At 62.9% G+C, this 14,350-nt stretch carries 10 protein-coding genes; all 10 read left to right on the top strand.

Annotated features, from left to right (window positions below):
• Nucleotides 1-330 precede the first annotated feature (330 nt).
• The 10 genes from KME82_RS20700 to KME82_RS20655 all read left to right on the top strand — a co-directional run bounded on the left by KME82_RS20700 (nucleotide 331) and on the right by KME82_RS20655 (nucleotide 14,341).
• The gene (locus KME82_RS20700) at nucleotides 331-1,518 is read left to right on the top strand and encodes a cystathionine gamma-synthase (RefSeq protein ID WP_215495680.1); all 1,188 of its coding nucleotides are present in this window, start codon (nucleotides 331-333) and stop codon (nucleotides 1,516-1,518) included.
• Between the two features lie 48 nt (nucleotides 1,519-1,566).
• Nucleotides 1,567-2,931, top strand: coding sequence for a glycosyltransferase family 4 protein (locus tag KME82_RS20695; protein ID WP_252255449.1), 1,365 nt, complete (start codon nucleotides 1,567-1,569; stop codon nucleotides 2,929-2,931).
• A 43-nt stretch (nucleotides 2,932-2,974) separates the two neighbouring features.
• Entirely contained in the window at nucleotides 2,975-3,769 is a 795-nt protein-coding gene (locus KME82_RS20690; protein ID WP_215495679.1) for an ABC transporter permease, read from the top strand.
• Complete coding sequence (locus KME82_RS20685; RefSeq protein ID WP_215495678.1) at nucleotides 3,766-5,022, top strand: ABC transporter ATP-binding protein; 1,257 nt, start codon at nucleotides 3,766-3,768, stop codon at nucleotides 5,020-5,022. Before KME82_RS20690 ends, KME82_RS20685 begins: the two co-directional genes overlap by 4 nt.
• 40 nt (nucleotides 5,023-5,062) lie before the next feature.
• Entirely contained in the window at nucleotides 5,063-6,481 is a 1,419-nt protein-coding gene (locus KME82_RS20680; protein ID WP_215495677.1) for a methyltransferase domain-containing protein, read from the top strand.
• Nucleotides 6,478-7,380, top strand: a complete 903-nt coding sequence (locus tag KME82_RS20675; protein ID WP_215495676.1) for a GDP-mannose 4,6-dehydratase — start codon at nucleotides 6,478-6,480, stop codon at nucleotides 7,378-7,380. The genes KME82_RS20680 and KME82_RS20675 overlap by 4 nt, the downstream gene beginning before the upstream one ends.
• Before the next feature lie 3 nt (nucleotides 7,381-7,383).
• Nucleotides 7,384-8,358 (top strand): GDP-mannose 4,6-dehydratase, encoded by a 975-nt coding sequence (locus tag KME82_RS20670; RefSeq protein WP_215495675.1) that lies wholly within the window; start codon nucleotides 7,384-7,386, stop codon nucleotides 8,356-8,358.
• 70 nt (nucleotides 8,359-8,428) lie between these two features.
• Nucleotides 8,429-10,723 (top strand): ArnT family glycosyltransferase, encoded by a 2,295-nt coding sequence (locus tag KME82_RS20665; protein WP_215495674.1) that lies wholly within the window; start codon nucleotides 8,429-8,431, stop codon nucleotides 10,721-10,723.
• On the top strand, nucleotides 10,713-13,814 hold the full coding sequence (locus tag KME82_RS20660; protein WP_215495673.1) for a glycosyltransferase: 3,102 nt from the start codon (nucleotides 10,713-10,715) through the stop codon (nucleotides 13,812-13,814). Before KME82_RS20665 ends, KME82_RS20660 begins: the two co-directional genes overlap by 11 nt.
• Nucleotides 13,811-14,341 (top strand): hypothetical protein, encoded by a 531-nt coding sequence (locus KME82_RS20655; RefSeq protein WP_215495672.1) that lies wholly within the window; start codon nucleotides 13,811-13,813, stop codon nucleotides 14,339-14,341. The genes KME82_RS20660 and KME82_RS20655 overlap by 4 nt, the downstream gene beginning before the upstream one ends.
• Nucleotides 14,342-14,350 lie beyond the last annotated feature (9 nt).

Raw genomic sequence — 14,350 nt, 5'->3', positions numbered from 1 at the left:
ATCCTGATTCCGTCCACACCTCATGGGCTCCCGAGCTCATGGGCCGGGCGATCACGTTCCTTGCCCGCGAGGCCATTGGCGGACGCGGCCATTGGCGGATCGCTCGCCGAAGCGGCAGCCAATCCGCCGCCCCAGCCAAGCCCTTCAAGTCCGCGCATTCAGCCAAGCCGCGCCTCCCAGCGTGACCGGCTGCCCATAGCCCCGTGACCTGCATACCCCGCCTGCACGCCGCCTGAAGTCCGGGCCGGCGCGAACAGGCGCTCACAACGGGAATGTTAAACTTCGCGGTTGCGCCAACAGGCGGATTACGCCGTCCATGGGAACCATCCAATGAGCCAACAGCCGCCTGAAGGCGACGCCCGCAAGTACGGTATGGGCACCCTCGCGATCCACGCCGGACAATCGCCCGACCCGAGCACGGGCGCGGTGATGCCGCCAATCTACGCCACCTCGACCTACGCCCAGAGCAGCCCCGGCCAGCACCAGGGCTTCGAATACTCGCGCAGCCACAACCCGACCCGCTTCGCTTACGAGCGCTGCATCGCCGGCCTGGAAGGCGGCACCCAGGGCTACGCCTTCGCCTCCGGCCTGGCCGCGACCTCGACCATCCTGGAGCTGTTCGACGCCGGCAGCCACGTGATCGCGATGGACGATGTCTACGGCGGCACCTACCGCCTGTTCGAGCGCGTGCGCCGCCGCAGCGCCGGCCTGGACTTCAGCTGGGTCGACCTGAGCGACACCGCCGCGTTCGAAGCCGCGATCCGCCCCGAGACCAAGCTGGTCTGGATCGAGACCCCGACCAACCCGCTGCTCAAGCTGGTCGACATCGCCGCCATCGCCGCGATCGCGCGTAAGCGCGGCCTGGTGGTGGTGGTCGACAACACCTTCTCCTCGCCGATCCTGCAGCGCCCGCTCGAACTGGGCGCGCACATCGTCATGCACTCGGCGACCAAGTACCTCAACGGCCACTCCGACATCGTCGGCGGCATCGCCGTGGTCGGCGACGACGCGGACCTCGCCGAACGCATGACCTTCCTGCAGAACGCGGTCGGCGGCATCCAGGGCCCGTTCGACAGCTTCCTCGCCCTGCGCGGCCTGAAGACCCTGCATCTGCGCATGAAGGCGCATTGCGAGAACGCGCAGGCGTTGGCCGAATGGCTGGAAACTCATCCTTCCGTCGAAAAAGTCATCTATCCCGGCCTGAAATCGCATCCGCAGCACGAACTGGCCAAGCGCCAGATGCACGGCTTCGGCGGCATGGTCAGCATCTACGTCAAGGGCGGCATGGACGGCGCGCGCCGGATGATGGAGCGCTGCGAACTGTTCACCATCGCCGAATCGCTCGGCGGCGTGGAAAGCCTGGTCAATCACCCGGCGGTGATGACGCACGCCTCAATCCCGCCCGATCGCCGCGCGGCGCTGGGCATTACCGACAATCTGGTGCGGCTGAGCGTGGGCGTGGAGGACGTGGCGGATTTGCGCGCTGAGCTTGAACATGCGCTGGGGGCCGTGCAGTGACAGACGCGATCGGCGCCTCGCTTGGGTGCATAGCGCGAGATCCGTTGGGTGACTAGCGGACGCGATCTTGGCCGGAGCATCAATGCGGCGGTGACGCAGGCCGGCGGATGGGCGGGGCGGCAGTCATGGCTGTTGGCCTTGTATCGCGCGATGCCGGACGATCTGCGCCGCCGCGTGGCGTCGGTGTTCAATTCCCGCATGAGCAGAAGTCTGAGTTTCGAACGCAGCAGCCGTTGGGACGAGGCCGCGGGTTCCGAAGTTCCGGATGCCGGCGCGCGGGCGACGACCGATCGGCATGAACGCGCGGCCGAGGGTGTCAATCTGCTCGGTTATTTTCGCGGCCAGTTCGGTCTGGCGGAAAGCGCCCGAGCCTACGCGGCGGCGTTGCTGAGGGCGGGCTATCCGGTGGCTCTTCGCGACGCCGATATCGACGTCCCCCACGGAATGAACGATCGCAGCATGGAGCCCTGGCTCGGCCGCGAGCTTCCGTACGGGTCGACGCTCGTTTTTGTGAATCCGGACCATTTCGAGAGCGCGCTCGACCAGGCCGACGTGGCCGCCCGCGATGGCCGCTACGTGATCGGCTTCTGGTTCTGGGAACTGGCGAAGGTGCCGATCGAGTGGCTTCCGGCGATCGCGCGGGTCGACGAAATCATGGTGGCGACGGATTTCGTCGCCGAGGCGTTCCGGGCGATTACCGACAAGCCGGTCACCAAGGTGGGGTTCCCGCTGTTTGAAATCGAGTACAGCCAGTTGCAGCGCGCGGACTTCGGCATGCCCGCGAACGCCTTTTCGTTTCTGTGCACCTTCGATTTCAATTCGTCCATCGAACGCAAGAACCCGCTTGCGGTGATCCGGGCCTTTCGCCAGGCCTTCGCCGAGGATCGGCGCGACGTGTTTTTGATGGTCAAGTCGAGCAACGGGCACCGCAATCCGGCCGCGTTGAGGCAGTTGCTCGAGGCCATCGGCGGCGATACGCGCATCGCGCTCAAGGACGACATCATCGACACCCGGCACCTGCGCGCGCTGCAGCGCTGCAGCGACGCCTACGTTTCGCTGCACAGAGCCGAAGGGCTGGGCCTGGGAATGGCCGAGAGCATGAAGCTCGGCAAGCCGGTAATCGCCACCGGCTGGTCGGGAAACATGGAGTTCATGACCGAGGAGAACAGTCTCCTGGTCGATAGCCGCCTCATCGCGGTCAAGCCCGGAGAGTATCCGTTGGCGGAAGGACTGCAATGGGCCGAGCCCGATATCGCGCATGCCGCGTCGCTGATGCGACGAGTCGCCGACGACAAGGCCCTGGCCGAGCGTATCGGCCGCCGCGCGATGGCGGACGTGAGTCGAACCCTTTCTCCGGACCGTACCGCCCGTTCCTTGACGGACAGGCTGTCGGGCCTGAGCGCAAAACACTGAGGCCTGGCCGTCGGCCAGGTTGTTTCCAAGAAGCCATGGATCAATGAAACAATTACTTCGCGCAATATGGGCTTATCGGTTCTTTATCCTTTCGTCGATAAAGAACGACCTGCGTGCTCGCTTCACCCGAAGCAAGCTCGGTGGGCTGTGGATGATCATTCATCCGCTCACGCAGGTGCTGATCTTCGCCTTGATCCTGTCGGAGGTGCTGTCGGCGAAACTGCCGGGCGTCAACAGCAAGTACGCCTATGCGCTGTATCTGATGGCGGGCATGCTGTTCTGGACGCTGTTCGCCGAAACCATCACCAAATGCCTGACGTTGTTCATCGACAACGGCAACTTGATGAAGAAGATGGCGTTCCCGCGGATCTGCTTGCCCATCATCGCCGCCGGCACGATGCTGGTGAACAATATCCTGCTGTCGCTGGCCATCTTCGCCGTGTTCGCCGCGCTCGGACATTTTCCCGGCGTGCAGGCGCTGTGGCTGCCCGTCCTGGTCGGGCTGACCTTGTTGCTGGCGATGGCGCTGGGGATATTTCTCGGGGTCATCAACGTGTTCATGCGCGACGTCGGGCAGGTCGTCCCGGTGATCCTTTCCGCGCTGTTCTGGCTGACGCCGATCGTCTACAACCTGGGCGTGCTGCCGCCGCGCTTCCAGTTCTGGTTCGGCATGAATCCGTTGTACGTGCTGGTCACCAGTTACCAGAACGTCCTCGTCTATGAAAAGCCGCCGCTATGGAGCGGATTGACGAGCCTGACGATCTGCATCGTCGTGCTGTCGTTGATGGCGTTCTTCGTCTTTAGAAAATCCAACGCCGAAATGGTGGACTCGCTATGACGGCGCGGCTGCAAGTCCGGGAATTGAGCAAATGCTATTCGCGCTGGTCCAGCGAATGGCTTCGGGTGCTGTCGTGGTTCGGCCTGCGCACTCGGCCGGCCGAAGAGCATTGGGTGTTGCGCGACATCAGTTTTTCGGTCGGACCGGGCGAATGCGTGGGCATCGTCGGCCAGAACGGCGCGGGCAAGAGCACGCTTTTGAAGCTGATCACCGGCACGTCGCGGCCCACCACCGGCGGCGTCACCCGCAGCGGCAGCATCGCGGCGATTCTCGAGCTGGGCATGGGTTTCAATCCCGACCTCACCGGCCGCCAGAACGTCTTTCACGCGGCCGGACTGATGGGCTTCGGGCAGGCCCAGATCGAAGGGGCCATCGCCGATATCGAAGCCTTCGCGGAGATCGGCGAATACTTCAATGAGCCGGTGCGGACCTATTCCAGCGGCATGCAGATGCGCGTCGCATTCAGCGTGGCGACCGCGTTCCGCCCCGATCTGTTGATCGTGGATGAGGCGCTCTCGGTCGGCGACGCGTATTTCGTCCATAAGTGCTTCGATCGGATCCGCGAATTCCGCGAACAGGGCACCAGCCTGCTGTTCGTTTCGCACGATCCGACCGCCGTCCAGGCGTTGTGCGATCGCGCAATCCTGATCGAGTCCGGTCGCCTGATTCTGGATGCGGCGCCGCAACAAGTGATCGACTACTACAATGCGTTGATCGCCAAGAAGGAGCAGGCGGTCATCAGCCTGTCCAAGCGCGACGACGGCGCGGTCCTGGTCGAATCGGGCAGCTACGAGGCGTCGCTGGAGAGCGTGAACTTGTTGAATGCCTCGGGCGAAGCGACCGAGTACGTGGAAGTCGGCGATCAGGTGACCCTGAACGTCCGCGTGCGCGCTCATTCGGCGCTGGATCAGCTGATTTTCGGGTACATGATCCGCGATCGCTTGGGACAGCCGATGTTCGGGACCAACACGTACCATACCCATCAGCGCTTGTCGGCGGTCGCCGAAGGCCAGGAACTCGTGTTTCAAGCTCGCTTCGTCGCGGCGCTGGGACCAGGGAGCTACTCGATATCGGTGTCCCTCACCGATTCTCAGGACCATCTGAGCCGCAATTACCAATGGAAAGACATGGCGCTGATGTTCACGGTCGTCAATGCCAGTCGCGATTATTTCATCGGCAGCTCGTGGCTGCCGCCTGAAATCTCGATCGGACTGGTCGCCGACGAGCGCCGCGGCGCCGAAACAAATCCGTAAATCCCTTTCATCTACTAATCGAATATTTGGGGAGTGCTAGATGGCGTCCGGCCAAGAGCATTTGATATCGGCGGAAGAAGTGATGCGCCGCGTGCGCAGCAAGCTCGGTGTCGAAAGACTGACGGCGACGGTGGGAACGACGACGGCCTCCGAATTCGGCGGCATCGCCCAAACCGGCGCTTCGGGCAGCGACTTCACGCGCAAGTCGCAGTACTTGCTCGGCGATCTGGTTCGTTACGACGATGCCGAGTTCGTCGCGAACGTCTATCGCGCCGTCCTGATGCGCGAGCCCGACGGCGCCGCGTTCGACTACCTGCGCGCATTGCGCTCCGGTGCGCTGAGCAAGGTGGAACTGCTCGGCCGGATTCGCTGGTCGGAGGAAGGCGTCGCGCGAGCGGTGCATATCGACGGGCTGATGATTCCGTACAAGCTGCGCACCTGGCGTCGGATTCCCGTGCTCGGCCCGGCCCTGGCATGGGTCATCGACGTCACGCGTCTGTCGACCTTGCTGGATCGTTCCGATACCCACGTGGGCGTCGTCAGCGGCGATTTGCAGCAATTGCGCGAGCACATGGCGCAAGTGGTCGGCACGCACCGGGCCAAGATCGCGTCGATCGAGGAGGCCCTGGTCCGGCAGCCGAGCATCGAACTGATCGACGCGCTCAACACGCGTATCGATGCGCTGGCCGAACGCCTCACCATCGAATTGGGCCGGCAGGAAAAACGCGCCGCGGACGGTGGAGCGCGAACGTCCAGCACGTTCAAGAATCTCGACTCGCTGTATGCGGACTTCGAGGATCAGTTCCGCGGATCGCAGGAACAGATCCGGCAGCGCTTGCAGCCCTATCTGAAGTTCGTCTCCGATCTGGGCGCGGGAACCGAATCCGCGCCGGTGCTGGATCTGGGTTGCGGGCGCGGCGAGTGGCTGGAAATGCTCATGGAGCGCGGCCTGGTCGCGTCGGGCGTGGATCTGAACCAGGTCTTCGTGAACGCGTGCAAGAGCAAGCATCTCAATGTTTCCAACGAGGACGCGATCGAGAAACTGAGCTCGCTGCCCGATCAATCGCTCGGCCTGATCTCGTTGTTCCATCTGGCGGAGCATCTTCCGTTCGAGGTCATGATCGAGCTGTTCGATCAAGCCCTGCGCGTGCTGGTGCCCGGCGGCGGCATGATCGTTGAAACGCCCAACGCCGAGAACGCATTGGTCGCGCAATGGGGCTTCTACATGGATCCCACGCATCGCAATCCGCTTCCGCCGGAGATGCTGCGCTGGATGATCCAGTCGCGCGGCTTCGCGCAGGCGGACATCCTTCGCCTGTTCGAAGCGCGTCCGGAACCCGGCATCGCGTTCGTCGCAGACGATGTCGCCGGCGCCTGCTCGATCAATGCATTGATCGAGCCGACCCGGGCTGCGTTCGATTACGCGATCGTTGCGCGCAAGTCGGTGTCGGTGCAATGAGCCGTCGTTTGCTGCTGACCGGCGCGACCGGCTTCGTCGGACGGTACGTGATGGAGGCCGTGGAAAACCACGGCTTCCCGGCCGACGAAACGATCGTTTTCCCGCCCAGCCACGATCTGCGCGACGGTGCGGCGACGCAGGCGTTCGTAGCGGAAAACAAGCCTGATCTGGTCGTCCACCTGGCGGCGCAGAGTTTCATTCCAAGATCCATATCGGACCCGGAAGAAACCTATGCCGTGAACGTGATGGGCACCTTGCATCTGTTGGAGGCGTTGTCGTCGGCGGGCTTCGACGGTCGCTTCCTGTACGTGAGTTCCGGCGACGTGTACGGGCGCGTGAGCGACGAAAGTCTGCCGGTGAACGGCGCCACCGTCGCTTCGCCTGCCAATCCCTACGCGTCGAGCAAATTGGCGGCCGAGGAACTGTGCCTGCAGTGGGGTCGCCGTCTGGGGCGCGATGTGTTGATCGCGCGGCCGTTCAATCACATCGGGCCGTTTCAGAGTGATCGCTTCGTCGTGCCTTCGCTGGCCTCCCAGATCGTGGCCATCAAGGCCGGAGCGCAGGCCCCTGTCCTGGACGTGGGCGATATCGAAAGCACCCGCGACTTCACCGATGTCCGCGACGTGGTCGACGCCTACGCCAAGATTCTCGAATTCGGCCAGCCGGGCAAGCGCTATATCGTCGCGTCGGGCATAGAGCGCAAGGTCAGCGAGATACTCGCCGAGCTGTTGCGCCTGGCCGATGTGGAAGCCGAAGTCCGGCGCGATCCGGCCCGGTTTCGTCCCGCCGAGCAGCGGCGGATGGCGGCCGACGCGGCCGAGACGACGCGCGATACCGGCTGGGTTCGCAAGATCGAATTCACGCAGACACTTAACGACATATTGAAGGCAGTGAGGTAAACGATGAACAGTGGGAAATCGGCGTTGATCACGGGCGTCACCGGGCAAGACGGTGCGTATCTGTCCAAGCTGCTGCTGGAAAAGGGTTATCGCGTATCCGGCGTGCTGGCTCGGCGCAGCACCGACACGCTTTGGAGGCTGCGTGAGCTCGGAATAGACAAGGACGTCAATCTGATCGATGGCGATATCACCGATATCTCCTCGCTGATCCGGGCGCTGCAGATCTCCGGAGCCGACGAGGTCTATAACCTCGGCGCGCAGAGCTTCGTCGGCAGTTCCTGGCAGCAGCCGGTATTGACCGCTCAGATCGATGGCGTGGGCGTCGTCAACATTCTCGAAGCGGTGCGTATCGTGAACCCCGCCGCGCGCTTCTACCAGGCGTCGACCAGCGAGATGTTCGGCCTGATTCAAGCCGAAATGCAGGACGAGAAAACCCCGTTCTATCCGCGCAGCCCGTATGGCGTTGCCAAGTTGATGGGGCATTGGGCGACGGTGAACTATCGCGAAAGCCATGGCATGCATGCCTCGAGCGGCATCTTGTTCAACCACGAGTCGCCGCTGCGCGGTATCGAGTTCGTGACCCGCAAGGTCACCGATTCGGTCGCGCGCATCAAGCTCGGCCTGGCGTCCAAATTGCATCTGGGCAACATCGACGCCAAGCGCGACTGGGGCTTCGCCGGCGATTACGTCGAGGCCATGTGGCTGATGCTGCAGCAAGAGGTCGCCGACGACTATGTGATCGCGACGGGCGTGACCACGACCGTGCGCGACATGTGCCAGATCGCCTTTTCCCACGTCGGCTTGAACTACCACGACCATGTGGTCATCGACGAGAAGTTCATGCGTCCGGCCGAAGTCGATGTCCTGCTCGGCAATCCGGCCAAGGCCGAAAGCGCGCTGGGCTGGAAGCCCAAGACCAGCCTGGATCAGCTGATCTCGATGATGGTCGAGGCGGATCTGCGACGCCTGCGAGGCTGATCGGGACGACGGTTCGAGTCGGCGCCTTCGCGCTGCCGACTCGTCCTGCCGCGCTTTAATGCTCATAACGATGATTTCGAAGATGTTCGCCCATTTGGTGAAGCGCGGTTTCGGCTCCGTCCCCCTGTCGCTCGTGTTCCTCGCGCTGGTCGCGATGGCGTTCCTCGGGCTGCGCGCGTTCAACGGCGATCCCCGTCATTCGCGCGCGATCATGGCTCAGGACGTGCAGTTGAGCGGGTTCGCCGGGGTGGGGCGCGACGGTTTTCGCGCCGTCGCGGGACCGGCCGGGCATGTCATCAGCGGCAAGATCAAGATTCGACCCAGCTATCGCTACGCCTTCTCATTGAAGTTGCAGCCGGCCGATTCGGACACGGCCAGCCTCACCATCGATCTGTTCAGGCCCGGCTACGACAATGCCAGGCAGGAACGCAGTTTCGTCGTCTACCGCAGCGGCACTCCGGTGGTGTTGCGCGAAAGCGTCGACAGCGGACGCCATGCGCCCGGCGAAGTCGAGTTCCGCATTTTCTATGGCGGAGAGCCCGGAGCGGTGGTGCGGGATATCCGAATCTCCGAGCTGCCGGTCTGGCGGGTCTGGGCCCAGAGCCTGCTGGCGGCCTTGCTGGCGGTGGCGGTGGCCATGTTCCTGTTAGCGCTCGGACGTTGGAGTACGCAGTCCGACAGTGCGCAGAGCACAGCGCGCGGTCCGCTGCCGACGCTGACCACGCTGTTTCTCGCGGTGTCGATTCTCCGGTTCGTGGCCTCGCTGCTCTTGCCGTACTGGTCGGGCGACGAATACATCTACAAGGCGATCGCGGCCGGTTTATGGGCCGGCGGCCGGGACGGGATTCCATCTCCCGATCAGGTGCTGCATGCGACCAACCTGCCGAACATGCTGTACCCGTATGTGATAGCGCCGGCGTTCCTGTTCGGCGAGAACTTCTATATCGGCATACGTCTTTTCAATGCGCTGCTCATGAGCAGCGCGGTGTTCCCCGTGTTCTTCATCGCCAGGCGCATCCTCGGCGAACGTGCGTCCTTGCTGACGGCGGCGTTCTCCGTGGCGCTGCCGTCGGTGTTCATAGCGGCTTACGCCGTTACTGAAGTCCTGTATTTCCCGGTGTTCCTGTGGTGCGCGCTGGCCGGATTGCGGCTGCTGGACCGGCCCGAAGCCTGGACCCGCAGCGTCGCCCTCGGTATCGCGATCGGCACGCTGCTGAATGTGCGACTCAACGCGATCGTGGTGCTGCCGGCGGTATTCATCGCGTTGTTCGTCATCGCATGGCGCGAGCCGCAACGTCGTAACAGGTTCGCGCTGCTGGTTCCGTTGCTTGCCCCGGTCGTCGCGTTCGCTACCTACGAGGCGATCAAATCGTTGATCGCGGTGCCCGACACGTCGGGGCTGGGCCTGTACGAAAACCGTTCGGGGGGCTGGATCAGGACCGCCGTATCGGCGGCGTGGGCAGACCCGGCCGGCGTCGGCAAACTCTTGCTGGGCCACCTGACCATTCTTGCCTTGCCGTTCGCCCTGGGCATCTCCGCCGCCGCGGGCCTGCTGGCGGCGCGGCCGCGCACCGAGCAGGGGGCCGCGCTCTGGCTCGACACGGTCCTGATCTCCGTGCTGTGCATCGCGTCGATTTCACTCGCGATCGTTTTTACTCTGGGGACCTCCCCCTACGATCTGGGCGGGTTGGGTCGTTGGCATAGCCGTTATTATTTTTCGGTTTTCCCGTTGCTTTTGATTATGTGCATGGCGCCACGGAATGATTGTGACCAGGGCGCTTTCAGTAAATGGCTGGGTTGGATCTCGCAGTTTGTGTTGCTGGGCTCGGTGATTGCGTTCGTATTCGTATTCAAGTTCAGTTCCGATCCGTGGTTCGGTGCCACCGTCGACAGCATGGAGGCGCACTGGTATCGAATGTCGCATCGCTGGTTGTTGCTGGTGTTGTGCGTCGGCCTGCTGGCGTTTTATGTCGATACGGTCCGGCGGTCGAAGGTTTGGGCGGTGGTGGCGATCGGATTATGGTTGTCGCTTTCGAACATCGGCGCCTGGAAGATTCTCCACGACGCCAGCCCCGGCGGAGACGACGCCCATTGCGGGGCGCTGGCGTACCAGGTGATGTTCAGGGATCCGGGCACGGTCGCGGTGGTCGCCAGCAGCAGAGACACGTTGGTGGATAATGTTTTCTGGCTTCCGTATCTGCCGGAAACGGCAAGAATGGTCCAGCCCAAAGGCGAGTTGAGCGCGCATGAACTCGGAAAGGTCCGCTACATACTGGCGGACAGCGAGGTGGTCGTGAAAGACGCTAGACTTTTGCCGAATACCGGGGTTTGCAGGATTTATAAGGTAGATGCAAATGAGCTTTAATCAAATGGACAACCTGTCGGTCAGCGATGCCGAGGCATCGATGGCCCCGGTGTCGGTCGTCATCCTGACCTGGAACGGGCTCGAGTTCACCAAACCCTGTTTGGACAGCGTTCTCAAACACACCGACCTTTCGAAGGTGGATGTGATCGTGGTCGACAACGGCAGTACCGACGGTACGGTCGAATACCTCTCCGAGGTCCCCGGGATCGTCACAATCTTCAACGGCGACAATCTGGGCTTCGTGCGCGGCAATAATGAGGCCCTGCGCAGGATCGACGCCTCTCATGACGTGATCTTGCTCAACAACGACACCGAGATCGACGACCCACGGTGGATCGAGAAATTGCGGGGCAGCGCTTATTCGGGTGGCAACGTCGGCGTGGTCGGTTGCCGGATCCGCCGCCTGACCGGAGGCATGCTTCAGCACGCCGGCACCTATATTCCGGATCGCAGCTACTGGGGCCAGCAACTGGGCGCGGGCGAAAAGGACATCAATCAGTATCCATACGACCGCGAAGTCGAAGGCGTGGTGTTCGCATGCGTTTACATCCGTCGCGCGCTGATGGATGAGATCGGTTACCTCGACGAGGATTTCTTTTCCTACTACGAGGATTCGGATTATTGCTTCAAGGCGCGCCGCGCCGGTTACCGGGTGGTCAATTGCGGCTCGTTGACGGTGCGTCATCGCGAGCACGGCTCCACCTCGGTGAACAAGGTCAGCCACAGCGACATGTTCCTCAAGTCGCAGGAAACCTTCCTGGGCAAGTGGAAGACCGTGCTGGACGCGCGTTATTCGCAGCGCCTGCACCTGCGCTCCACTTTCTTCCAGCCGGTCGGCTATGCGATGACCGCGCGGCAGATCGCGCTGGGCCTCGACGAGCAGGGCGTTTCGATTTCGTACGAATACCTCTACGGTCCCGGTACCGTGTTCCCGGTCGCCGAAAGCGCCGAGCAGAGCACCGGGGTTTATTCGCTGGAGATCATCCGCCAGCGCGCGGCGCCCGAGGCGCCGACGCCGACCTTGATTTATGGCCAGGCCGATTCGTTCAATACCGTCAAGGGCGGCTACCGCATCGGCTACACGATGCTGGAGACCACCGGGGTTCCGACCGACTGGGTGGAGGGCTGCAACGGCCTCGACGAATTGTGGGTGCCGACCGAGTTCAACAAATGGACGTTCAGTCGTAGCGGCGTGACGGTGCCGATCAAGGTCATGCCGCTCGGCCTGGTGGACACGAATTACTTCAACCCGGAAATAGCGGGGCTGAAGATCGAGGGTGTGTTCTCGTTTTTGTCCATCTTCGAGTGGGGCGAGAGGAAGTCGCCGGAAATACTGATTCGCGCGTTCAACCGCGCGTTCCGCAGCACCGATCCGGTGGTGCTGATCTGCAAGTACACCAATCGCGACCCGGGCGTGCGGCCCGACGAGATCATCCGTTCGCTGAAACTCGACCCGGACGGCGGTCGGATCGTCTATTCGGAAAACGAATCCGTCCCCTACTACCAGGTGGCGCAGCTGTACCGCTCGTCCGATTGCTTCGTGTTGCCCACGCGCGGTGAAGGCTGGGGCATGCCCATTCTGGAGGCGATGGCCTGCGGCATCCCGGTGATCGCGAGTTACTGGAGTGCGCAGCAGTCGTTCCTGGATAACGACAACAGTTATCCGCTGCAGGTGTCGCTGGTCGATGCTGAGGCGAAGTGTCCTTACTACCTGGGATTCAAATGGGCCTTGCCGGATGAGGACCACCTGATCCGGTTGTTCCGCCATGTGTTCGAAAATCAGGAACAAGCGCGCGCAAAGGGCCGCCAGGCCGCCATCGACGTGGCCGAGCACTGGTCGTTGACCCGTAGCTCGCAACGGATGAAGCAGCGCATCGTCGAGATATCGAAAAGCGCGTCCAACGACGAAGGCGAGTCCGCCGCCGATTCGGCGACGCTGCGCGACGGCGCGATCCGCCCGCGCATCGGCTTCGACGTTTCGCGCGCGATCGGCAGCGAGTTGTCGGGCGTCGGCCGCTACACCGCCTCGCTGGTCAAGGGCCTGTCGCATTGGCAGTCCGAGCACGGGCGCGAGGTCGATTATCTGATGCTGCCGGGGTTCGCCGATTTCGTGCATCCTGCTTACGTCGCCGGCGAAGAAAGTGATTTTTCGGTCAAGGCCGGCAGCGGCATGACGATGTACCGCGGCCCTTTGCCGGCCTTCAAGGACGCCGATCGCGCCGTGCCGGGCCTGGATGCGCTGTATTGCACCGGCAATGCGTTCCCGGCTGGTTTCAACGGCAAGGCGGCGATGGTGGTCTACGACACCACGTTCCTGTCGCATCCTCAGTTCCATACTGAGGAAAACATCGCGCTATGCACCTCGAATTTCGACCGCGCGGTCGCTTCGGGCGCTCATTTTGTCGCGATATCGGAAAATACGAAACGCGATTTCATCAAGTACTACCGGGTCGAGCCGTCGCGCGTCACCACCATTGCCTGCGGCGTCGACCTGAGTCTGTTCAAGCCGGCCTCGGCGGTGCGCCAGCACAGCGTTCGCCAGCGGCATAACTTGCCGGACAAGTATTTCCTCTACGTCGGCAGCATCGAGCCGCGCAAGAACCTGCGCAGCTTGCTCAAGGCGATGAAGAGCTACCGCGGCGAGGAGTCTCTGGTCGTCGTCGGCGCTTCGGGCTGGCTCAACGACGACGTCAAGAAATTGATGGTCGCCGCGGGCGGGCGAGTGAAGATGCTGGGTTACGTGCCGCTCGACGACATGCCGGCGCTGTATTCGATGGCGACCGCCTTCGTCTATCCGTCCCTGTACGAAGGGTTCGGTCTGCCGGTGGTGGAAGCGATGGCGTGCGGCGTGCCCGTCATCACCTCGCGCAACAGTTCCTTGCTCGAGATTGGCGAAGGCGCGTCGCTGCTGCTCGACAATCCGGAGGATTCCGACGAAATCGCCCGCGGGTTGCAGCGGATCGCCGAGGATCCGGCGTTCGCGCAAGGTCTGCGCGAAAGCGGAAGCGCGCGAGCGCTGAACTTCTCGCTGGACGTACAGGTGCGGCGTCACGTCGAATTCTTCAGAAATTTCATCGCGGGGGAGTCATGAACTTGAATCGTATTGGGTTGGTTTGCGTGGTGTCGTTGCTGGCCGCATGCGGCCAGAATGGGGCCGGGCCGAGTCTGGCTCCGGCGGCCTGGGGCGAACCGCCACAAAAGGATCCGCCCGCGTGGATCGTGCAGGCGGCGGCCGATCCCGCGTTGGCCTGTTTTGTGGACACGATCGAAGGCGCCAAGCGAAGCGACGCGAATTGGCAGGCGGAAAAGAGCGCGCCGATCCGTGTGTCCGGCTGGTCGGTCGACTCGAAGTCCGTCGATCCTATCCAGCGCGATGTGGTCGCGGTGCTGTCCGGCGGCGGTCAGCGCTTCGTGTTCAAAGGCGTGCGCTCGGATCGGCCCGACGTGAGGGCGGCAGCGCAATTTGCGCAGCTCGGGCCGCAGCAGGCCGGCGTCACCGTGGAAATGAACTTGAATTCGCTGGCACCCGGGAAATACGAGTTGTCCTACGTGGTCGGCGACGAGGCGAAAGCGGCGAGTTGCGATCTCGGGGCCGCGCACGCGATCGAAGTGCGCTGACCCCGGCGG

Origin of the sequence: Lysobacter capsici (genome assembly GCF_018732085.1) — a bacterium.
Lineage (GTDB): Bacteria > Pseudomonadota > Gammaproteobacteria > Xanthomonadales > Xanthomonadaceae > Lysobacter > Lysobacter capsici_A.
This window is presented reverse-complemented; position numbering and strand designations above follow the sequence as displayed.